The sequence below is a fragment of the Salinibacillus kushneri genome, from assembly GCF_900111405.1.
Lineage (GTDB): Bacteria > Bacillota > Bacilli > Bacillales > Alkalibacillaceae > Salinibacillus > Salinibacillus kushneri.
The window spans coordinates 1-21,613 of sequence record NZ_FOHJ01000001.1; the positions used below are offsets into that span (position 1 = coordinate 1).

Annotated in this window: 21 protein-coding genes, 1 rRNA gene and 1 other annotated feature; of the genes, 8 read left to right on the forward strand and 14 right to left on the reverse strand. The window is 37.6% G+C overall.

The annotated features are described in order from the left end of the window. The 7 genes from BMX63_RS00005 to BMX63_RS00035 form a co-directional block, all read right to left on the reverse strand. Window positions 1-210, reverse strand: a 16S ribosomal RNA gene (locus tag BMX63_RS00005); the annotation flags it as partial. Between the two features lie 920 nt (window positions 211-1,130). Beyond that, a complete protein-coding gene (locus tag BMX63_RS00010; RefSeq protein WP_093130701.1) occupies window positions 1,131-1,439 on the reverse strand; it encodes a rhodanese-like domain-containing protein in 309 nt (102 codons plus the stop codon). Between the two features lie 83 nt (window positions 1,440-1,522). After that, window positions 1,523-3,937: a leucine--tRNA ligase gene (leuS, locus tag BMX63_RS00015; protein WP_093130705.1), complete on the reverse strand. Its 2,415-nt coding sequence runs from the start codon at window positions 3,935-3,937 to the stop codon at window positions 1,523-1,525. A gap of 76 nt (window positions 3,938-4,013) precedes the next feature. Continuing rightward, window positions 4,014-4,228 (reverse strand) — a binding site (T-box leader). An 80-nt stretch (window positions 4,229-4,308) separates the two neighbouring features. Beyond that, complete coding sequence (locus BMX63_RS00020; protein WP_342730630.1) at window positions 4,309-5,028, reverse strand: ABC transporter ATP-binding protein; 720 nt, start codon at window positions 5,026-5,028, stop codon at window positions 4,309-4,311. Beyond that, window positions 5,009-5,392 carry a GntR family transcriptional regulator gene (locus tag BMX63_RS00025; RefSeq protein ID WP_093130709.1) on the reverse strand — a complete coding sequence of 128 codons (384 nt, stop codon included), beginning with the start codon at window positions 5,390-5,392 and terminating at the stop codon, window positions 5,009-5,011. Before BMX63_RS00025 ends, BMX63_RS00020 begins: the two co-directional genes overlap by 20 nt. 2 nt (window positions 5,393-5,394) lie before the next feature. Then, complete coding sequence (locus tag BMX63_RS00030; protein WP_093130711.1) at window positions 5,395-6,150, reverse strand: hypothetical protein; 756 nt, start codon at window positions 6,148-6,150, stop codon at window positions 5,395-5,397. 123 nt (window positions 6,151-6,273) lie between these two features. Next, on the reverse strand, window positions 6,274-6,555 hold the full coding sequence (locus BMX63_RS00035) for a DUF2524 family protein (RefSeq protein ID WP_093130713.1): 282 nt from the start codon (window positions 6,553-6,555) through the stop codon (window positions 6,274-6,276). Between the two features lie 157 nt (window positions 6,556-6,712). Here BMX63_RS00035 and mnmM point away from each other — a divergent pair, with 157 nt between their 5' ends. After that, window positions 6,713-7,288, forward strand: coding sequence for a tRNA 5-(aminomethyl)-2-thiouridylate-methyltransferase MnmM (gene mnmM, locus BMX63_RS00040; protein ID WP_093130715.1), 576 nt, complete (start codon window positions 6,713-6,715; stop codon window positions 7,286-7,288). Between the two features lie 2 nt (window positions 7,289-7,290). Here mnmM and BMX63_RS00045 read toward each other — a convergent pair whose 3' ends face one another. Both BMX63_RS00045 and BMX63_RS00050 read right to left on the reverse strand, forming a co-directional pair. After that, complete coding sequence (locus tag BMX63_RS00045; RefSeq protein ID WP_425441434.1) at window positions 7,291-8,370, reverse strand: tetraprenyl-beta-curcumene synthase family protein; 1,080 nt, start codon at window positions 8,368-8,370, stop codon at window positions 7,291-7,293. A gap of 18 nt (window positions 8,371-8,388) precedes the next feature. Then, the gene (locus BMX63_RS00050; protein WP_245732654.1) at window positions 8,389-9,165 is read right to left on the reverse strand and encodes an alpha/beta hydrolase; all 777 of its coding nucleotides are present in this window, start codon (window positions 9,163-9,165) and stop codon (window positions 8,389-8,391) included. 66 nt (window positions 9,166-9,231) lie between these two features. Here BMX63_RS00050 and BMX63_RS00055 point away from each other — a divergent pair, with 66 nt between their 5' ends. After that, window positions 9,232-9,750 (forward strand): gamma carbonic anhydrase, encoded by a 519-nt coding sequence (locus BMX63_RS00055; RefSeq protein WP_093130719.1) that lies wholly within the window; start codon window positions 9,232-9,234, stop codon window positions 9,748-9,750. 90 nt (window positions 9,751-9,840) lie between these two features. Beyond that, complete coding sequence (locus BMX63_RS00060; RefSeq protein ID WP_093130721.1) at window positions 9,841-10,752, forward strand: C39 family peptidase; 912 nt, start codon at window positions 9,841-9,843, stop codon at window positions 10,750-10,752. A gap of 45 nt (window positions 10,753-10,797) precedes the next feature. On the opposite strand, the gene asnB is transcribed toward BMX63_RS00060, so the two are convergent. Both asnB and metK read right to left on the reverse strand, forming a co-directional pair. Beyond that, on the reverse strand, window positions 10,798-12,705 hold the full coding sequence (gene asnB, locus BMX63_RS00065) for an asparagine synthase (glutamine-hydrolyzing) (protein ID WP_093130723.1): 1,908 nt from the start codon (window positions 12,703-12,705) through the stop codon (window positions 10,798-10,800). 132 nt (window positions 12,706-12,837) lie between these two features. Next, window positions 12,838-14,037 carry a methionine adenosyltransferase gene (metK, locus tag BMX63_RS00070; RefSeq protein ID WP_093130725.1) on the reverse strand — a complete coding sequence of 400 codons (1,200 nt, stop codon included), beginning with the start codon at window positions 14,035-14,037 and terminating at the stop codon, window positions 12,838-12,840. A gap of 412 nt (window positions 14,038-14,449) precedes the next feature. On the opposite strand from metK, the gene pckA reads away from it, so the two are divergent. From pckA to BMX63_RS00090, 4 genes are all read left to right on the forward strand, one after another. Further along, the gene (gene pckA / locus BMX63_RS00075; RefSeq protein ID WP_093130727.1) at window positions 14,450-16,045 is read left to right on the forward strand and encodes a phosphoenolpyruvate carboxykinase (ATP); all 1,596 of its coding nucleotides are present in this window, start codon (window positions 14,450-14,452) and stop codon (window positions 16,043-16,045) included. Between the two features lie 192 nt (window positions 16,046-16,237). Beyond that, complete coding sequence (locus BMX63_RS00080) at window positions 16,238-17,242, forward strand: ABC transporter substrate-binding protein (RefSeq protein ID WP_093130729.1); 1,005 nt, start codon at window positions 16,238-16,240, stop codon at window positions 17,240-17,242. 12 nt (window positions 17,243-17,254) lie between these two features. Continuing rightward, window positions 17,255-18,019: an ABC transporter ATP-binding protein gene (locus BMX63_RS00085; protein ID WP_093130731.1), complete on the forward strand. Its 765-nt coding sequence runs from the start codon at window positions 17,255-17,257 to the stop codon at window positions 18,017-18,019. Then, window positions 18,012-18,818 carry an ABC transporter permease gene (locus BMX63_RS00090; RefSeq protein WP_093130733.1) on the forward strand — a complete coding sequence of 269 codons (807 nt, stop codon included), beginning with the start codon at window positions 18,012-18,014 and terminating at the stop codon, window positions 18,816-18,818. The genes BMX63_RS00085 and BMX63_RS00090 overlap by 8 nt, the downstream gene beginning before the upstream one ends. Before the next feature lie 47 nt (window positions 18,819-18,865). On the opposite strand, the gene ytkD is transcribed toward BMX63_RS00090, so the two are convergent. Both ytkD and BMX63_RS00100 read right to left on the reverse strand, forming a co-directional pair. Continuing rightward, window positions 18,866-19,348 (reverse strand): RNA deprotection pyrophosphohydrolase, encoded by a 483-nt coding sequence (ytkD, locus tag BMX63_RS00095; RefSeq protein ID WP_093130735.1) that lies wholly within the window; start codon window positions 19,346-19,348, stop codon window positions 18,866-18,868. 27 nt (window positions 19,349-19,375) lie between these two features. Continuing rightward, window positions 19,376-19,936, reverse strand: a complete 561-nt coding sequence (locus BMX63_RS00100) for a hypothetical protein (RefSeq protein WP_093130737.1) — start codon at window positions 19,934-19,936, stop codon at window positions 19,376-19,378. Window positions 19,937-20,044: 108 nt separating this feature from the next. Between BMX63_RS00100 and BMX63_RS00105 the strand changes: the two genes are divergently transcribed. Next, the gene (locus BMX63_RS00105) at window positions 20,045-20,824 is read left to right on the forward strand and encodes a DUF6612 family protein (RefSeq protein WP_093130739.1); all 780 of its coding nucleotides are present in this window, start codon (window positions 20,045-20,047) and stop codon (window positions 20,822-20,824) included. 294 nt (window positions 20,825-21,118) lie between these two features. Here the strand turns inward: BMX63_RS00105 and BMX63_RS00110 are convergent, their stop codons facing one another. Further along, complete coding sequence (locus BMX63_RS00110) at window positions 21,119-21,439, reverse strand: hydrolase (protein ID WP_093130741.1); 321 nt, start codon at window positions 21,437-21,439, stop codon at window positions 21,119-21,121. Window positions 21,440-21,613 lie beyond the last annotated feature (174 nt).

Genomic DNA, 21,613 nt, shown 5'->3' on the forward strand with positions numbered 1-21,613 from the left:
CCATGCGGTCTGAAGTGTCATCCGGTATTAGCTCCGGTTTCCCGGAGTTATCCCCGACTTACAGGCAGGTTGCCCACGTGTTACTCACCCGTCCGCCGCTCGTTCCACAGTCTTCACCCCGAAGGGATCAGCCTGCTTCCCGCGCTCGACTTGCATGTATTAGGCACGCCGCCAGCGTTCGTCCTGAGCCAGGATCAAACTCTCCAATAAAAGTTTTCCTGTTGCTCATTCATCAATGCTATCAAAATAGCGAATTGACGTACTGGTTGTTTTGTTCAGTTTTCAAGGTTCGAAGTCCGTCACTCTCAAAGCGACTTAAATATTATATCAAGTTACCAACTGGATGTCAATAACTTTTTAATATTGTTTTATGCGCCGTTTCAAGCGACAAGAATTAATATAACATGTATAGCAATCCATTTCAATAGCTTTTTGTTATAACATTTTTAAATTATCTGCTGTGTAATCAACAGTAACTATAAATATAACATGAAAAATATTAGAAAATCAAGTGCTTTTTTGCAAATCCTTAACTAATGTACGATTTATAAGTTGGTTTAATCTTACTATGGCTAATTATAAATTATTACATACGAAAATCTTATGGTGAAAAATCTTTGAATGAGCTTCACTGTTTTTAATTCTTTTTCAAGGACAGATAATAATATATCATGTTCATCCTTCTTGAACAACACTTTACAAGTGTCCAATTTTTACCACTATATCTTTATAAAACAGGTTATTTTCGCAACGTTTTTCTCCTTGCTACAGATAGATAACACTTCACTTTCCATCGCTTCACAAGAAGTGCTGTTGTACGATGTTGGTAACGTATGGCTCATCGAACCTGCTGGTGAGTTTTCCTCCTCTTTATTAGATTAAAATATTCAGCTGTAATTATTCTTATCCTTCGTTATTAATAGTCATCACAAAAACAAAGGCGAAAGACTTCCGTTTAGTCATCAACGGAATCAAGTAGATGTTGACAGAGGGGAAAGAAGTATGGCTTGTCGCCGCACAATTTAGCTTAACGCGGGTATTCCTGAATGTTTATGTATAGAGATTCAAAAATATTATATCCTATAACATTAAAAAATCCCCAGAGTACAATATCTGAGGATTAATGATTTTTAAAATGTAACTTCACCTTTCCAATTTAGCATGCCACCAACCATGTTTCGGACATTATAGCCTTGTTCTTGTAAGTATTGGGAGGCATTATAACTCCTTCTGCCTGATCTGCATACTAAAACATATTCTTCATTTTTTTCTAATTGATCAAGGGATTCAGGAATTTGTTGTAAGGGAATGTGCCTGGCACCTTTAATCATACCCTGCTGAACTTCTTCCTGTTCTCTTACATCTATAATGGTATATTTGTTTCTTTCCAGACTTTCCTCTACTTCTTCTGGTGATATTTCTTTAATTTCATCAGCCATTGTATTCACCCTCCTTGTTTTAATCCAATGAACTTGTTTTAACGAAAAAGATAGAAGAAACAGTCTATCTCTTCTTTAAATGTTTAGTTCGCGACAATGTTAACAAGTTTCCCAGGTACAGCAATAACTTTACGGATGGTTTTTCCTTCTATCCATTCTTGAATTCGTTCATTTTCTAGGGCTAACTTTTCCATATCTTCTTTGGAAGAATCTTTCGGAATCATCATTTTGGCTCTAACTTTTCCCATCACTTGAACAGGGATTTCAATTTCATTTTCCACAAGCTGACTTTCATCATATTCTGGCCATGGTTCATAACTAATTGTGTTTTCATGGCCTAAGATGGACCATAATTCTTCGGAGATGTGTGGTGCTACTGGTGATAACAGTTTCACAAATCCTTCAGCAAATTCTTTTGGTATGTGTGAGGTTTTATAGCAATCATTCACAAACACCATCATTTGTGAAATACCCGTGTTAAAACGCAGCTCTTCAAAGTTTTCAGTGACCTTTTTCACCGTTTCGTGATAGACGCGGTTCATTTCATCATTTGATTCATCTTTAACTTTGTTATCAAGTTGGCCGTTATCATCAACAAACAAACGCCATACACGATCAAGGAACCGGCGGGAACCCTCTAAACCATTCGTACTCCAGGCTACATCAGCATCGAGTGGTCCCATGAACATTTCATAGAGACGAAGGGTGTCTGCACCATGAGTGTTTACAATATCATCAGGGTTCACCACATTCCCCTTTGATTTACTCATTTTTTCATGGTTTTCACCTAGAATCATTCCCTGGTTAAACAGCTTCTGGAATGGTTCTTTCGTGGGAACAACTCCAATATCATACAATACCTTGTGCCAAAATCTTGCATATAGAAGGTGTAGAACCGCATGCTCAGCGCCACCTATATAAATATCAACAGGCAGCCATTTCTTCAGTTTTTCAGGATCAGCAAGCTTCTCACTATTGTCTGGATCAATATAGCGCAAGTAATACCAGCAGCTTCCAGCCCACTGCGGCATTGTATTTGTTTCTAGATAGCCTTTCTTACCCGTTTTTCCATCTGTAACCACTACCCAGTCTTTTATATTGGCTAGTGGTGACTCACCTGTTCCTGATGGTTTAATTTCATCTGCTGCAGGTAGCTCAAGCGGTAATTTTTCCTCAGGCCAAGGCTCAAGCGTACCATCTTCCCAATGGATAATGGGAATGGGTTCACCCCAGTAACGCTGACGGCTAAATAGCCAGTCCCGAAGACGATAGGTAATTTTTCTTTCGCCGTAACCCTTGTCAACAAGCCAATCAATGGCTTTATTAATAGCTTCTTCCTTATCTAAACCGTTTAAGAAATCTGAATTTATATGTTTCCCATCTTCTGTATAAGCTTCTTTTTCAATGTTTCCGCCTTCTACCACTTCTTTAATCGGCAAGTCAAATTTTCTGGCAAATTCATAGTCTCGTTCATCATGTGCAGGTACTGCCATAATGGCACCTGTACCATAGGACATTAATACATAATCGGCAATCCAAATTGGCATCTGTTCATGGTTTATTGGATTGACAGCGTAAGCACCTGTAAAAACACCGGTTTTATCCTTTGCTAAATCCGTTCGTTCCAGGTCACTCTTCGTTTCAATTTCTTTTAAATAAGCTTCTACAGCTTCCTTTTGTTCTTTCGTTACAATTTTTTCAACTAGTGGGTGCTCCGGTGCAAACACAGCATAAGTTGCACCAAACAACGTATCTGGTCTCGTTGTGAAGGCCTCGAATGTTTCTTCAGAATCTTTTATTTGAAAAGTAATTTGTGCACCTTCTGATCTTCCAATCCAATTACGCTGCATATCTTTAATGCTTTCTGGCCAATCGAGTTCTTCTAAGTCTTCAAGCAGACGGTCAGCATACTCGGTAATTTTTAGCATCCACTGCTTCATTGGTTTACGAACAACAGGATGTCCGCCCCGTTCACTTTTACCATCAATAACTTCTTCATTGGCGAGAACTGTTCCAAGTGCTGGACACCAGTTAACTGGCACTTCATCAATATACGCCAGTCCTTTTTCATATAGCTTTAGAAAAATCCATTGGGTCCATTTATAATAGTCAGGGTCTGTTGTATTAATTTCCCTGTCCCAATCATACGAAAAACCTAAAGATTTAATTTGTCTTTTAAAGGTTTCAATATTATGTTCTGTAAATTCTTTCGGGTCGTTTCCAGTATCCAGTGCATATTGCTCGGCTGGAAGACCAAACGCATCCCACCCCATCGGATGCAGTACTTCATATCCTTGCATCCGCTTCATTCGGGATAAAATATCAGTTGCTGTATACCCTTCAGGATGACCTACATGAAGACCTGCGCCAGATGGATAAGGAAACATATCCATGGCATAGAACTTTTCTTTTTCACTTTCGGTATTGGTTTTAAAGGTTTTATTTTCTTCCCAGTAGGTTTGCCACTTTTTTTCAATCTTTCTGTGATCAAATGCCATACCCTTTCCTCCTAACTAGTTTTCCTTTTCCTTTATGTATTTCTTTATGAATATAAAAAACCCCCATCCCAGTCAAACATGGGACGAGAGTTGTATTCCCGCGGTACCACCCAAATTAACACCATTTGTGTTCACCTTAGAGCTCTTAACGCAAGCCTAACGTCAGATACTACTTTCGTTCATATCTGCAACTGTAAGGGCGAGTTCATGAACATCAAGGATAGCTCGCACCAGCCGCTACCTCTCTGACTTTCTTGATGGCTCATTACTATTCCTTCTCATCGTCATTTTACGTGGTTTCCTATATGTATGAATATTGTAATGAAGGAGATAACAATTGTCAAGAATCGGCAAATATTTAGGCAAAAGCATTAAGCCTTCATACTCTCCCTCTCTTCTTGATATAGGTTTTCCATCCATTCTAGAATACTCATTTTTTGTTCTTCTCTGATTTGTTCTACAGGCTTTCTCCCCATCAGTTTTCCTTCCTTTAACACTATGGCCACATCCAGGACAGACTCCACTTCTTTTAACTCATGTGTAGTTAGGATAACTGATTGTCTCGACAAATCAACAAATTGAATGAGCCCCTGTAAAATTGATTTACGAACCATTGGATCCAGTCCGCTAAAAGGTTCATCAAGGATTAAAAAAGGGGCATTACGCGATAGAGTCATGACCATTTTCACACGACCTCGATTTCCTTTTGATAAGTGACCAATTTTGGCAGTTGGTTCAAGACTTAAAAAGTCAATTATACTTTTAGCTTTTATGCTGTCAAAATCAGAAAATTGACTATGATAATACTGTATCAGCTCTTCGATTGTAAAATAAGGAAAATAGTAGTCCTGATCAGATAAATAAGCTACATGTTTTCTAGTTTGTCTTGATGCCACTTCCCCATTGATAGTTATAACCCCTTTTGTAGGCTTAAGAAGACCTGCCATCAATCGTAATAACGTCGATTTTCCGCTTCCGTTTTCCCCTATAATACCAAAAATCCTTCCGATTTCCAGTGAAAGAGTGATATCTTTTATCGCTGGATATACCCAATATTTTTTATGAACCTCTTCAAGCTTGATCATCGTCATCACCCTTCTTAGTATATTGATGTATTCCTTCAATCATTTCACGTAAGGAAAACCCTAAACTTTGCATATCAGAAACAAACGATTGAATATATTGCTGTTTCATCTCTTCCCTTAACTGATGCAGCCGATTGTGATTTTCTGTAATAAATGTCCCCTGCCCTCGTCTACTTTCCACAATGCCTATCCGCTCTAATTCCTGGTAAACCCGTTGAATGGTATTCGCATTAACCCCTATTTCCACTGCATAGTCACGTACGGAGGTCAATCGATCACCGGGGCATCTTTTTCCCCTAATAATCTCACTTGAAATGAGATCCATGATTTGCTGATAAATGGGTTTATCTGGTTTAAAATCAATACCCACTGCTACACCTCCACTTTACGTTGTAGGAGGTAAATGGATAATAGATAAAACAGCAAGGTGAATACAGCATAGAGAAGAAGACTGCCTATTTGAAACTGAATATTACCATTAGCTGTCATAAACAAGGATGAAGGACCCCCTGAATCGATAACAGGAAAAGTTGTCTCCCATGTTACAACTCCCCAATCTGAAAGAGTATTATAAACTTTTGTGTCTTGCAGTATGGCAAATAATTTATTCAAGATATACAGAAAACCGATAATCCCAATAATTCCAATTACAACATGAAACTTTCGAAACACGTGGTAAAGACTCCATAAAAACAAAAGAATGATTGTTGGGAAGATGGTGAGTAAGCTGATATTTACAACGAGCAAAATCATATTCACGAGTAATTCCCCTAAAGGAATTCGATTTTCGATTTGATTCATAATGAGAACAACGGTACCTATTAAACCGGCAAAAGACATCGCCAGTAGAAAACCATTTAAAAATTTAGCAAGTAAAACATTATGAAGAGATTGATTTATATGTAGAAACGCGTCCATTTGCAGTGCTTCAGTGTTCAAACTTAGTAAAACATAAACCGGAAATAGAAATACACCAACACCTAGATAAGTAAATCCTGACTCCAGCTCAGTTGTTAAACCAAATAAACCGATTACCAAAAATAAACTGATAACCAGTATAAAGGTGAAAGAATTCTTCATCATCTTCCATTCTTTTTTCCAGGCGCCTAAAAAAGCTTGACCGTTCATTTTCAACTCCCCTTGTGTAGTGTACTAGTTAAATAGTACACTAAAACAAACGTGGTGTAAAGAAGAGAAATAACTGCAACTAAAAAAACCGGAAGCGCTTTTTTGCGCTTCCGAGCGATATTCTTAGCTATACTCATTAAGGTCGACTTCATCTAAATACATATCATTTAATACTTGGGAAACTTGGAGGTGTAACCTGTGCAACTGTTCTCTTTGTTGATGATTGGCACTTAACTTCATTTGCTCAATCTCAGCTTCCGCTTGTTCTAAATCCGTTTGGGCATTCGTGTAATCATAATCTACATCATACCCATTCCTGTTGGTCTCATCCAGTTCTTTCTTTGCTGTATCAATTTTTTCTTTTATTTCTGTGATCAGTCGTTCCATGGAGTCGCGAGTTGCCATAAGCATCACCTCATTTTTAATGTTAACCAATCCTTTTAATCTATACGGGGGAATATAAATCCGATTTTTTCTTTTCTCTTAAGAATGCTAAACTTTTATTAATGAAGGTAAAATTAGGCTTTTTATAAACCCAAAATGAAGGAATGGAGTTCACAATATGTTAAAACGAGTATTAACTTATTCTCATGAATTACTGCAACAAACCGTTAAACCAGGGGATTTTGTCATTGATGCAACTGCAGGTAATGGTAATGATACACTAATGCTGGCTAAGCTTGTTGGAGATACAGGTCATGTTTTGTCCTTTGACATTCAGGAGAAGGCTATTGAAAACACCCGCGAACTTCTAAGGAAACACAACATGAACAACGTATCATTGATTAAAGATAGTCATAGTCAGTTGGAAAAATACTTGCACGGGAAGATGTATGGAAATATTGACGGTGCTGTATTTAATTTGGGTTATTTACCCGGAAGTAATAAATCCATTATTACAAAGCCTGAATCCACTATAGCTGCTATTCAGCAACTCTTACCCCATTTAAAAGAAGAAAAATTAATTGTGTTAGTCGTTTACTATGGACATGAAGGAGGAGAAAAGGAGAAAGAGGAATTGCTGCAAATGGTCAAGAACTTGGACCAAAAGCGTTTTAGTGTCCTGGAATATCGCTTTATGAATCAGCAAAATCATCCCCCTTTCCTTCTTGCGATTGAGAAAAGAAAAGCCCGCTAATGTTATTTTCGTAACAAAGCGGGCTTAACTTTATGATAGAGCTTGGTATTGACATAAAAGAATTTCGCCTTAGACCCTGCAGCATTTAAAAGTTTTTTTACAAACTCATTCCCATTCTTTACTTGTTTTACTTTTTGGTCAGCTAAATACAGGCCTACCAAGCCTTTTTGGACCATTTGATGAAAGGACCTGTTCGGGATTGAATGTATATGTTTACCAGTCTGTTTATAAATGTACAGGAATCGATTTTCTAATTCCTCCGCATTTGAATAAAAGCTGCAAAAATTAAGATCCCCCTCATTGGCGTCCTCTTTCTGATCAATGTAATAATCCAGCATAATGTGAAGGCCTTGTAAATAAGGAAAATACCCCTGATAAATGACCTTTGCCAGCTCAGATGATGACTTCCCATTCAATCCGTAGGAAACCAGACAAAATACACCTAGAGTCGATCCTGTGCAGGCTGAGAATTCATACCATCTTAAATCAGGGCACTGTTCCTGATAGGAATGAAACCAATTCGTTAAACGACTAATACGCTCTTCCTGCTTCACATGTTTATGTACCTGTAAATCACGGTATAAAGAAGCTAATTGAATGAGATAAGGTCTTAGATTCTTATACCGGTCTATTTTATCAACCATTTGTTGACAGGTTCGGACTAATTGTTGTAAATAACCGTCATCATTTTGTTCCTGTCGATAAGCATAATAGTTCTTTACTGGCTCACCAGGAGTTAACGCATCAAGCATCGACTGATGAAGCCATTCAAAATCCTGTGGATCGAGTGAGGTGCTGCGATCACATAAATTATCTAAATAATCACTAATAGTTTGATAAGCGACGATAAATCGAATGGCCTCAAGACGCTTTTCTTTAGCTAATAAAGCATAAATTCCGCCGCCCTCACAGTGAAACGTTTTAGACTCAATGCTTGCCAGGGCCTGTGTCCGAAGCTCCTCATCAGGAATTTGTTCGGCTCTTTTCTTCCATCCGTTTAATTCTTTATTTACATCAGGAAATATTTTTCGGTATACGGTTACCATTAATGGTATTGGCTTTCTTGGTATATGTTCTTTCAAAACTCATCCTCCATTGTCCTATTCAATCTTTTCGTTTATAAACGCTTTTGCATACTGAAAAACTTCGTCTCTTTCAGGTTCATTAAAAATTTCATGAAATAAGCCATTCCACTGCTTATACATTTTATTTTGTATCGGTAATTGTTTGAACCATTGCTGAACTTCCTGTGCTTGTATGATTAAATCCTTACCTGCCTGCATAATTAAGGTCGGGATTTCAGGATACCGGTTGATTTTTTGAAAAGCCTGGCTTATTGCTCTTTCAAACTCATGATACCAGCGGATAGATACCTTCTTCAAAAATAATGGATCCTCTTTGTTTCGTTGATGGTAATGAGTATTTCTAGTAGACATAAAGGGATGAAGAGTAAGCTTTACCTGAAATTCAGGTACTTTCTTTTCTAACATCCTGGTAAAAAACAAAATCCATCTGGGCGGTCGTGATGCTAATCCAAGGCCAGGAGAAGATAAAATCACTCCTTTAACATCCGGCCTTTTTTCTTCCAGCATTCGAATAACCGCAAGCCCTCCCATACTATGTCCTAACAAAAATACGGGTTTTTGAAAAGCTTTCGCCTCGATTAACCAGTTAGAAATTGCTTCTATATATTCATCAAATGAATCAATATGGCCTTTTATTCCAATTGTCTTCCCTTGACCAGGCAAATCTTTGCAAATGACATTAAACCCTGCTTCCTCCCATTTATCAGCAAGCCATCCATAACGTCCAGCATGTTCAAACGCACCATGCACAAGAACAATGGTCCCTTTACTTAATTCTTGAAATCTCTTCAAGAACAATGCCTCCTGTTCATTTGATATACTTATACTAACATACTTTTCACAAGGGGGATTATCCAAATGATTGATGAATACAAAGGATTGAAACCTAAAATTGACCCAAGTGCTTTTATAGCAGATGATGCTGTCATTACTGGAGACGTAACCATTGAAAACTATGCAAGTATCTGGTTCAAAACCGTTATTCGTGGTGACGTTTCTGCTGTAAAAATCGGTCAAAATGTCAATGTTCAGGACCAATGTATGATGCATCAAAGTCCTGATCTTCCACTTATCCTGGAGGATGGTGTTACGGTTGGACACCAGGTTCTTCTTCATTCAGCTATTGTACGGAAAAATGCTCTTATTGGAATGGGTGCCAAAATTTTAGATGGAGCCGAAATTGGAGAAGGAGCATTTATTGGAGCTGGGAGCCTGGTGACCCCTGGTAAAAAAATCCCTCCTCATACAATGGCTTTTGGCAGCCCGGCTAAAGTTATACGCGAAATAACCGATAAAGATAGAAAAGAGATGAATCGAGTTCGTCAGTCCTATATAGAGAAAGGACAGTATTACAAATCCTTACAAGAGCGAAAATAAACTGGTTTTTTTTCACTCAATTAGAAGGAGATTCATCACGTATGCTGTAAAACCTTCCATAAAATAAGGGGGAGAGGATGGTTCCTTTTTATGATTTTTTTGGTTCTTTTTTGTTTATTTATGAGTATTCTTTTATGGAAGACCAAAAAATCCATTCCAGCCTTTAAAAAAACAATCACTATATATAGTCAGTTATTCCTGTTAACAGCTTTTCTACTTGTTATGGTAACCACCTTCCAGTATAAGCAAACATGGCTACCTGTGGTAGAAAATCTCATAAAAAGCCAGGAACAAACACAAACAGACAAGGTAAATGCGATTCCTGTTTCAGCAGATGAAGATATCTCATTCTCCCCTTTAATGGAGGAGGTGGAAATAAAATCATCCATGCATTTAAAAGCTCCGCATATCTTACAGTTACCAGAGCTGCCTCGCGGGTGTGAAGTAACCTCCTTAACGATGCTTTTGCAATATCATGATATTGATGTTGATAAGATGACCCTGGCAGAAGAAGTAAAAAAAGATTCATCTCCTTATAAAGTAAAGGATGACAAAACCTATTTTGGCAATCCGCATAAAGGTTTTGTCGGGGATATGTACAGCTTTTCAGAACCAGGATACGGAGTTTACCACGAACCACTGACAAAATTGGCAGAGCAGTACATGAAAAAAGAAAGAGTAGCAGATTTAAGTGGGCAATCTTTCTATCGTGTACTCCAAGCCCTAAATCAGGAACAACCTGTATTGGTGATTATTAATGCCGAATATGAGAAGCTGCCAAAGTCATCTTTTCAAACCTGGTATACTACAGAAGGACCTATTGAAATTACAATGAATGAGCATTCGGTTTTAGTAACCGGTTATGATAAGGATTATATTTACTTCAATGATCCTTTAGGAAAACAGGAAAAAGCACCCTTTGAGGATTTTATAGAGGCATGGGAGCAAATGGGAAGTCAGGCTATAACAATTAAAAGCCTTGAAGAAAAACAGGAAATATAATGTAAAAAGCTGAAGAACCTCTTGGATCTTCAGCTTTCCAACTTTTTATGAAACGGCAAGTTTGCTTTGAGTTAAATCTTCCTTTTGTAAGTCCGCAAAAGAATACTTACCTTCTACATAAATTTGATGCCACAGCATAAACATAAGAACGGTCCAAATTTTTCTGGAATAGTCCCCTTTACCTTCACGATGCTTTTCAAGAAGATCCAGAACAACCTTTTTATGAATGAAATGATCTGTTTGGCTCTCCTGAATAAGGGTTTTGGCCCACTCATACATCTCATCTTTTAACCAATGACGAATCGGTACAGGGAATCCCAATTTTTTACGATCTAATACGTGGTCAGGAACTATCCCTTGGACAGCCTCCCTTAAAATGGATTTTGTTGTCCCGTTACCTATTTTATAGTCAACTGGAATATCCCCTGCTACTTTCATGACCTCTTTATCCAAAAATGGCACACGCAGTTCTAAGGAATGAGCCATCGTTACCCGGTCTGCTTTTAATAAAATATCACCGCGAAGCCAAGTATGAATATCAATATATTGCATCTGATTGACAAATGGTTCTTTATCTACTTGCTTATACAGCGGGTTCGTAATTTGCTTGTATGGATAAGCTGAATTGTAATGGGCTAATAATTGTTGTTTCTCCTTTTCACCAAACATTTTGGCATTACCAATATAACGGTCACTTAAAGGTGTAGTTCCTCGTTCTAAGAAGCTTTTTCCTTTTACACCTTCCGGAAGGGTTTTGGCTACTCTATTCAACAAATCTTTTGCCGGTGCAGGAATAGAATTAAAAATCTTTAACGATTCAGGCTCCCGGTAAATGTTATACCCTCCGAATAGCTCATCAGATCCTTCCCCTGATAATACAACCGTTACATATTTACTTGCCTCCCGGGCTACAAAATAAAGCGGAACACATGCTGGATCTGCCAATGGATCATCCATATGCCACATAATCTTTGGGAGCCTTTTCATGTATTCTTCAGGTGTTATGGTGTATGAAATATTCTCGACGCCAAGCTTATCAGCTGTTTCCTTGGCCACATCCACCTCTGAATACCCATTGCGCTCAAAACCAACAGAAAAGGTTTTAATGTCTGGATTGATTTCTCTTGCTAATGCGACAATAATCGAAGAATCAATTCCACCTGACAAAAATGAGCCAACTGGAACATCACTTCGCATATGGACGTTTACAGAATCGTATAGGACATCCTGGATTCGCTTTTTCCAATCCTTTTTATCCATTAATAACGGCTTGAATTGAACGTGGAAGTAACGATGAAACTGCGGACTTTCTCCAGGCTTTTGAATAAAGTAATGGCCTGGTTCTACTTTTTTGATGCCCTCTGTTAACGTTAAAGGCTCAGGTACATATTGAAAACTTAAGTAATGCTGTAAAGCTTCTAAATCCACCTTTTCTTCATTCAAAATCATAGACAGACTTTTTTTCTCAGAACTGAAGAAGGTTCGACTCCCACTTTCATAATAAAATAATGGTTTAATTCCAAATGGATCTCTGGCACCGACTAAGGTCTGCTCTGTCTTATCCCAGATTAAAATGGAGAACATCCCCCGTAATTGTTCAAAGGACTTCTCTCCATACTTATGAAACATGGCTAAAATTACTTCTGTATCTGATTCGGTTTTAAATTTATATCCCTCTTTTTGTAATTCACCTTTTAACTCTAAATAGTTATAAATTTCACCGTTAAAGACCATCCAATATTGATCATCTTCATAACTAAAAGGCTGCTTACCACTATCTATATCGATAATGCTTAATCTCCTAAAGCCTAACGAAATATGTTCATCATGGAAATACCCTTCATCATCAGGTCCACGATGGGTAATAATGTTGTTTTGCTGTTGAAATCGGTTTATTTCCTGGTCGTTTAATTCTTCTGATTTGTGTCGAATCATTCCAATAAAACCACACATGATGTTTGTCCTCTCTTTCGTATATCTTACCCTCTATTTTTTTAGTATATCACACCAATTATGTATTGCTGTATGATATATATACGTTAATAAAACCCTTGATTGTATATCAAGGGTTTGGTATTTTTTCCATTAAACACTAAGATGTTGTTTTAATCCTTCCACTTTGTCAGTTCGTTCCCACGGAAAATCTCTATCTGTACGACCAAAATGTCCGTATGCAGCTGTATCTTTGTAAATAGGTCTTCTTAAATCGAGCATTTTAATAATTCCTGCAGGTCTTAAATCAAAGGTTTTTCGAATGGCGCGGACCATTTCTTCCTCACTCACCCTACCTGTTCCAAATGTATGAACTGAAATCGAAACAGGCTGAGCTACGCCAATAGCATAGGCTAATTGAACCTCGCATGTATCCGCTAACCCTGCAGCCACAATATTTTTAGCTACATATCTTGCTGCATAGGCAGCTGACCGGTCCACTTTTGTTGGATCCTTACCGCTAAATGCACCACCACCATGTCGTGCATATCCACCATACGTATCAACAATAATTTTTCTTCCGGTAAGTCCTGCGTCCCCTTGAGGTCCACCAATGACAAAACGACCTGTTGGGTTAATGAAATATTTGGTCTGCTCATCAAGTAAGTCACTTGGAACAACTTCATTTATCACGTGCTGTTTAATGTCCTGATTGATTTGTTCCAGCGGGATATCCTGATGATGCTGGGTAGATATGACAATAGCATCTACACGAAGGGGGTGATTATTTTCATCATATTCTATCGTTACCTGGGTCTTCCCATCAGGACGAAGATAATCAACAACTTCGTTTTTCCTTACATCTGCTAGTCGTTTTGATAGCTTATGTGCCAAGAAAATAGGTAACGGCATTAATTCCGATGTTTCATTTGATGCATAACCAAACATTAATCCCTGATCACCTGCACCAATCGCTTCAATTTCCTCATCTGACATATTACCCTCTCTTGCTTCAAGTGCTTCGTTAACACCTTGAGCAATGTCTGGAGACTGTTCATCTATGGCAGTCAGGACCGCACATGTCTCCGCATCAAATCCATATTTAGCGCGCGTGTAACCAATATTTTTAATCGTCTTGCGAACGATAGCAGGTATATCCACATATGTCGTAGTAGAAATCTCTCCTGAAACTAGAACAAGACCCGTCGTCACGGTTGTTTCACAAGCTACCCGTGCATTCGGATCATCTTTTATAATTTCATCTAAAATCGCATCAGATATTTGGTCACAAATCTTATCAGGATGCCCTTCCGTGACCGATTCCGATGTAAAAAGCCGGCGTTTCACAGCCATTTATATTTCCTCCTTATAAGCATCAAAAAACTTGGCCATTCCAAGACATTAGACGCTATTCCCGAATTATCATATCGCTAAGGAATAAGAATGTCAACTATTCTGACACTAATCCATATAATTCTTAATAAATCGGCTCTGTTAAACATAGATGTTGATTTCCTCTTCCAGTTCGCTCGCTTTCGACGAGCGGTCCGAGAGCCTCCTCGGCATACACCTTAGTAGTCTCCTGTATACCGCTCCAATCGACTTGATAGAGAATCAACAATAAGCTTTCTCATAGTCAATAAATAAAATAATAATTTAACTTTTTTGCACAAATAGTATGGACGATTAATACGAATATGTTATACTAATTAAAAATAATATGACAGAAATCACTTAAAATAGTATGAAAAAGGGGAAACGTGCAATGAACAAAGTGGGTCAAAAGATTGTTAGAACAAGGCTGGGTAATGTGGTGAACTCGATGCACAGCAATTTATCCACAGCAGATTTAGTTGAAAAAGTTTTGAGTCGTAAAGAAGGCATTCTCACGTCAACTGGTGCCGTACGAGCAACAACCGGCAAATATACCGGACGTTCTCCTAAAGATAAATTTATCGTAAATGATTCGATCAGTGAAGACAAAGTGGAATGGGGAGCAGTTAATCAACCTATTTCTGAAGATGTCTTCTTCAACCTTTACCATAAAGTACTTGATTACTTGAAAGAACAGAATGAACTCTTTTCATTTAAAGGATTTGCAGGTGCTGACGTTCATTACCGTTTACCTATTGAAGTAGTAACCGAGCTTGCCTGGCATAATCTTTTTGCCAGACAATTATTTATTAAGCCAACTGAAGATGAACTTGAAAATCATCAGTCTGAGTTTACAGTCATTTCTGCTCCAGGTTTTAAGGCAAATCCTGAAATCGACAAGACTCATTCTGAATGCTTTGTAATGATTTCCTTTAAGCATAAAATCGTGCTCATTGGCGGAACTGAATATGCAGGAGAAATCAAAAAATCGATTTTCTCTGTGATGAATTTTTTACTTCCTAATCAAAATATACTGTCTATGCATTGTTCGGCAAATGTCGGCCAGGAAGGTGACGTCGCTTTATTTTTCGGCTTATCAGGTACCGGAAAAACGACCCTTTCTGCAGATTCTGAGCGAAAATTAATTGGAGATGACGAGCACGCCTGGTCCAATAATGGAGTTTTTAATATTGAGGGTGGCTGTTATGCTAAGTGCATCAATCTGTCAGCTGAAAAAGAACCACAAATTTTTAATGCCATCCGCTTCGGTTCTGTCCTGGAAAATGTGAAGGTCGATTCAAATTCACGATTACCTGATTATCATAACACTGCCCTCACCGAAAATACACGTGCAGCTTATCCGATCGAATACATTCATAATATCGTTAAACCAAGTATTGCCGGACATCCAAATACCATCATTTTTTTAACAGCAGATGCTTTTGGTGTCCTTCCACCAATTAGTAAATTATCGAAAGAGCAGGCCATGTATCATTTTTTGAGTGGATATACGAGTAAACTTGCTGGTACAGAAAGAGGGGTAACATCTCCGGAAGCTACATTTTCAACTTGTTTTGGTGCTCCCTTTTTACCTTTACCAGCTATTACCTATGCTAAAATGCTGGGTGATAAAATTGATGAATTTTCAGCTCATGTTTATTTAGTGAACACAGGCTGGACTGGAGGGCCTTATGGTGTGGGAGGACGAATCGAACTATCCTATACCAGAGCAATGGTCCATGCAGCACTTAATGAAGAATTAAATCAAGTGGAAACGACCAGAGATGACTTCTTTGGTTTGGAAATCCCAACACATTGTCCAGGTGTTCCAAGTCAGGTTCTTATTCCGAAGAAGACGTGGAATGATCCTGAGAAGTATGATCAAAAGGCTGAAGAATTAGCTGAAAAATTCCATGAAAACTTCAGGAAATTTGATCATATAACTGATGACATTAAAAATGCGGGACCTATTTATACCCCGCGCTAAAATCGTTTCTCTCATATCCTTAATATAGATATTTGAGGCTGTCTGCATGAACATTTGCAGGCAGTTTTTTTTTGCCCATCCATACTTTTTCCTTCATCCACACAAGAAGCATACAGTGGCCCTGTCACGCAAAATTGGGCGTTCGCATAGAATACCTCTAGATTTACTTAAACAACAAGGAGGATTATATACATGAAAAGTGCACGAAGCTTTATGGCGGTTGTATGTACCATACTGATGGTATTAATTCTTGGAGCCTGTTCCAATAGCAGCTCAAACGAAAAAACATCCATTAAACTTGCTGAGGTAACAAGAAGTATTTTTTATGCCCCCCTATATGTGGCCCTTGAAAATGGTTATTTTGAAGAAGAAGGTTTAGAGGTTGATTTAACCACGACATGGGGTGGCGATAAGACGATGACCTCACTTGTATCTGACAGTTCCGATATAGCCCTGGTTGGCTCTGAGACTTCCATTTATGTACATTCACAAGGAGCAAACGATCCTGTTATTAATTTTGCTCAATTAACCCAAAAAGATGGTACTTTTTTGGTATCCAAAAAGGCTCACGATAATTTCTCCTGGAATGATTTAAAAGAAAGCAACTTTCTGGGTCAACGTAAAGGTGGAATGCCACAAATGGTAGGGGAATACGTGTTAAAACAAAATGGTATTGATCCTCACCAGGATTTAAACCTTTCTCAAAATATTGATTTTGGTAATATCCCAAGCGCCTTTCAAACAGGAGATTATGAGTACGTCCAACTATTTGAACCAACAGCAAGTAAATTTGAAAAACAAGGGGTAGGACACGTACTTGCTTCCTTTGGTGAAGCATCTGGAAAAGTTCCTTATACCGTATTTATGGCAAAACAATCATTTTTAGAAGACAATTCTGAGACAGCGGAAAAATTCACAAGAGCGATTTACAAAGCACAACAATGGGTGGAATCTCATAAAGGTAAAGAAGTAGCAGAAATTATTCAACCTTACTTTGAAGACATTGAATTAGACATTATTGACGAGTCCGTTGAACGGTACAAAAATTCAGAAGCCTACGCTCTTGATCCAGTTCTGGATGAGGAAGAATGGAACAACTTAAAAGATATCATGGATGAAGCTGGAGAACTGCCTGAGGATGTAAAGCATGAGACACTCGTGAATACCGAAATTGCTGAAAACATTATAAATGAGTAGAGGTGAAAATCATTGGGATATTTGACGGTAGAAAAGGTCTCTCATTTATATTTTACAGAAAAGAACTTTACAAAAGCACTAGAAGATATTTCGTTAGATGTCAAAAAAGGAAGCTTTGTTTCGATTATTGGCCCAAGTGGATGTGGAAAAACAACCCTGCTTTCCATTATTGCAGGGTTGATTAACCCCACTCAAGGAAACGTTTTTTTAGAACAAAAACCACTTGAGCGCCAAAATTCATCGATAGGTTATATGCTGCAGCAGGATTATTTATTTCCTTGGAAAAACATTATGGAAAACGTGCTGATTGGCCCCCATATTCAGAAAAATATCACCAATGAAATTAGACAAAAAGCTAAAGAATTATTAAATGAAATCGGAATTGGCCAAACCAAAGAATCCTATCCTGATCAATTATCAGGGGGAATGAGGCAGCGTGTAGCGTTAGCCAGAACTTTAATTACTGATCCAAAATTACTATTACTTGATGAGCCCTTTTCAGCTCTTGATTATCAAACGAAATTAAAGCTGGAAAATCTCGTCTTAAATATTTTAAAGAAATATCAAATGACTTCCATCCTTGTCACTCACGATATCGGCGAAGCCATTGCTATGAGTGAAAGCATTGTTTTATTGAACTCAAATCCCGGTCGGATTGCAAACGTTTTTGATGTACCTGAAGAGATTGTAGAATTAAGCCCTTTTGATTCGAGACAGAGTCCAGTATACTCCGAGTTTTTCCAAACCGTATGGAAGGAGCTGGAGAGCCTTGAGTAATAGAGAAGATCACCTTTTATACGAACAATACCGTCAGAAAAAACGGAAGGAAAAACGCTTCGTCTTATCGTGGCAGGGATTGATTTTCATTGCCTTTTTTATTTTTTGGGAGGTAGCAAGCAGACTCCACTGGATTGATCCACTCATTTTCAGTTCACCTACAAGAGTATGGAACTTGTTTATAGAAAAGATCAATGATGGCTCTTTATTGATGCATTTACAAATTACCGGTTTAGAAACCATCGCCGGCTTTATATTAGGAACCCTGCTAGGAATTATCATTGCAACCATTCTGTGGTGGTCCTCCATTCTATCTAAAATCCTGGATCCTTATTTAGTTGTACTAAACGCCATGCCAAAAGTAGCATTAGGTCCAATTTTAATCGTCGCATTGGGACCTGGTTACACATCTATTATCGCTATGGGAATTCTTGTATCTGTTATAATTACAACTATTCATATATATTCAGCCTTTCGTGAAGTAGATGAAAACTATATCAAAGTGCTTCAAAGCTTCCAGGCTACTCGAACACAAATTTTTAAAGAAGCCATTTTACCATCTTCCATTCCAACAATGATTTCTACACTTAAAGTAAATGTAGGTTTATCCTGGGTAGGCGTTATTGTCGGGGAATTTTTAGTGTCAGAACGAGGCTTAGGCTATATGATTGTTTATGGATTCCAGGTATTTGATTTTAACCTTGTGCTACTAAGCTTAATCGTGATTGCGATTTTTGCAGCGGTTATGTATAAAATTGTAGAGGCTATTGAGAATAAATTAATCAATCATAAGTCATAAAAAAGAGGCTATTCCTTAAGGTGAGTCAATCTTTCTGATAAGAATGATCACCTTAAGGAATTTGCCTCTATTTTTTTAATAACTTTTAAGCTTTGGGGTAAAACCGCATCCTTCATCATAAAACTAAACAATGGACTTTTATGAATATCCCCTGGAAGAGCATCCAAAAGCACGGGGCCATCCGTCTCGAAGTAGGTATTCTGTTTTATTAACTGATCTACTTCAGCATAATAAACATTTTTGATGACTTCCCCACCTTTTCCGTCAACAAAATATTGACCAATATATTCAAGCCTTGATATCATTCCACCGGTTTCTTCCAAAACCTCTCGTTTAGCTGCTTCATCAGCTCTCTCGCCCTCTTCTACTTTTCCACCAGGGAACTCTAAACCACGATCTTTGTGTTTAGTTAGCAGCCATTGGTGTTGATATTTTGTAATGACCCATACATGCTTCGGTTGCTTTGAAAAAGGATTCTTTGTGAAAGAAAGCTTTACACTATTTTGATAATAATCCTTGAAAGTAATCATGGTTTATTTCACTACCTTTATTAACGACTAAAATTTTCTGTTTGGATAATATACCTTATGAATCATCCATCCTTTTTGCTCTTTATAAATAAATTCCATCTTTATTTTATAATTCCCATAAAGATCACTGCTATTAGACTGAATAATGGTGGCATGTCCATCTTCTACATGTTTTTCATAAGATTGATCAGGTACAAACCAGGCTGGGGTTTCTGTTGGAATAATATATAATTGTTGATTCTGCTCTTTATAATATAAATCTACATATTTTTTTGCAAGTGATTTGCTGGCTATATCTTTAAACTCCTGAACCAGTGCCTCTTTTGTATTGTAAGATTGAACTCTGTAATGATCATCGGTATCCTGGATGAGTTTTTCCATAAATTTATCGGTTAATTGCACAATTTTATCGTGCGTTAAGTCCTTATTCACTTGTTTCTCCTCATTGACTACAGACGAAGAGGTTTGTTCAACCGGCTGTATACCCGTTTGCATTTCGTGTAAAATACTGTCTTCATTATTGGATAAGCTAATTATAGGCATAAAGCTTACTATGAATAACATTGATTTAACCTTTAAAAAATCCAAGATAATACCTCCCTGTTATTTATATACCTTTCATTCTATGTATATAAACTTTTTGTCCAAATCTTTCATAAAAATGAAAATATTTTTTCTTGATAAGGAGGAAATTTTGTGTTGTTAAGAAAGCTTATATATATCCTATTACTACTTGTATTGTTCCTTACGGGGTGTGGAACTGCACAGGAAAGTCCAAAAAAGGTTTTTCAACAAGCATTAAAGGAAAGTAAAGACTTGCAAAGTTTTCAGGTGAATATGGACATTCAACAGGAGATACAGCTTGCTGATATGAATAAACCGATGCCTATGAACATGACAGGTATGGCCAAAATACAAGTAAAGCCTGAAGCTTTATATCAGGAAATGGATATGATGGGGCAAAAAACAAAGGTCTACTATGTAAACGATCAATTCTATGTAAAACCATCTGAAGAAGATGATTGGATGAAAGCTCCACAGGAAGTCATTGACCAAATGAATCAATTAACACAAGCTCAAGCGTCACCTAATAAGCAGCTTTCCCAGCTGGAGGAGTTTATAAATGACTTGGAAATGGAGGAAAAGAAAGATAATTATGCATTTTCTATCGTTGCTTCAGGTGATAAAATGAAAAATTATGTCCTGGAGAAGCTTAAACAAAATAAGTTCCCCGAAAATGACATAAGCGAAGAACAGTTGCAGGATTTCACTATTGATGATGTAAAAATTCATTTTGAAGTCGATAAAGAAACCTATTATCCACAAAAATATTCTATGTCTATGAATACTTCGAATAATCAAGATGGTGAAACAACAACGAACACACTGATTGAAGCAAATTATAGCCAATTTAATGAAATCGAAAATATCAAAATACCTGAACACATTAAAAAGAATGCAAAGGATTTAGAGTAAAAAAATGAGGCTGGGAGGGACAAATGGTTTTTATTAAAGAAAAAATCCAAACAATATCGAAATGATGGATGCTGCATAAACCCGCTCCAGAATCCGCGGGTGGCTGGTGAATATACTCGTGCTTTCACATTGAACGATTCCACCTATGCCTTACTCCCACAGGAAAGGAAAAGCTTTCAATACTTTACAACGAACGGTTTTATAAGGAGTATACGTATATTTTTCTGCGCTAAAATCGTTCATTGTTTTCTTTAGAGTTGATTGTCTTTGTTTTGTCCCAGCCTCGATTACCCTTTAATCCTCGGGATTTTCAAGCATTTGCATGGAGGCAATATGTTCTCTTGTTTGATCATCACCTAAACGATATAGCATTTGAAGAACATTAATTAATCCATCATCATAAGTATCATTATCATCGTCGTGGTGGTATTCCCGAAATGGAATATGGGCTCTTATAAAAGCACCTATATCCGCACCATACATTTCATTGAATAATTCTCTCAGTTCTCCAACCTCTTCGGGTGTCGCATAAATCACAAAATCCTCGTTATTTTGGGCTTTTAAACGTGAGATTTCCTGTGTTCCCAGACTTACATAATATTTTTCCTTATCCATAATAATCCCTCCTAATATTACTTTTTACTTAGAAGGGATTATTATGAATAGTCATTTAAGATAAACTAGTGTAACCGTGACGACCTCTTCACACCCACATCATTACGGTTACTATACAGAGGTTTAATACCAGGAGTCCTTTGTCAATCGATTTAGAATGAAGTTTGGATTGGG

Coding starts and splice junctions, on each gene's coding strand:
- BMX63_RS00010 (WP_093130701.1), bottom strand. CDS start 1,439: ATGGCTGATGAAATTAAAGAAATATCACCAGAAGAAGTAGAGGAAAGT.
- BMX63_RS00060 (WP_093130721.1), top strand. CDS start 9,841: ATGATTTTTTTGGTTCTTTTTTGTTTATTTATGAGTATTCTTTTATGG.
- metK (WP_093130725.1), bottom strand. CDS start 14,037: ATGGCTGTGAAACGCCGGCTTTTTACATCGGAATCGGTCACGGAAGGG.
- BMX63_RS00055 (WP_093130719.1), top strand. CDS start 9,232: ATGATTGATGAATACAAAGGATTGAAACCTAAAATTGACCCAAGTGCT.
- mnmM (WP_093130715.1), top strand. CDS start 6,713: ATGTTAAAACGAGTATTAACTTATTCTCATGAATTACTGCAACAAACC.
- leuS (WP_093130705.1), bottom strand. CDS start 3,937: ATGGCATTTGATCACAGAAAGATTGAAAAAAAGTGGCAAACCTACTGG.
- BMX63_RS00020 (WP_342730630.1), bottom strand. CDS start 5,028: ATGACGATGATCAAGCTTGAAGAGGTTCATAAAAAATATTGGGTATAT.
- BMX63_RS00080 (WP_093130729.1), top strand. CDS start 16,238: ATGAAAAGTGCACGAAGCTTTATGGCGGTTGTATGTACCATACTGATG.
- BMX63_RS00035 (WP_093130713.1), bottom strand. CDS start 6,555: ATGGCAACTCGCGACTCCATGGAACGACTGATCACAGAAATAAAAGAA.
- ytkD (WP_093130735.1), bottom strand. CDS start 19,348: ATGATTACTTTCAAGGATTATTATCAAAATAGTGTAAAGCTTTCTTTC.
- pckA (WP_093130727.1), top strand. CDS start 14,450: ATGAACAAAGTGGGTCAAAAGATTGTTAGAACAAGGCTGGGTAATGTG.
- BMX63_RS00030 (WP_093130711.1), bottom strand. CDS start 6,150: ATGAACGGTCAAGCTTTTTTAGGCGCCTGGAAAAAAGAATGGAAGATG.
- asnB (WP_093130723.1), bottom strand. CDS start 12,705: ATGTGTGGTTTTATTGGAATGATTCGACACAAATCAGAAGAATTAAAC.
- BMX63_RS00110 (WP_093130741.1), bottom strand. CDS start 21,439: ATGGATAAGGAAAAATATTATGTAAGTCTGGGAACACAGGAAATCTCA.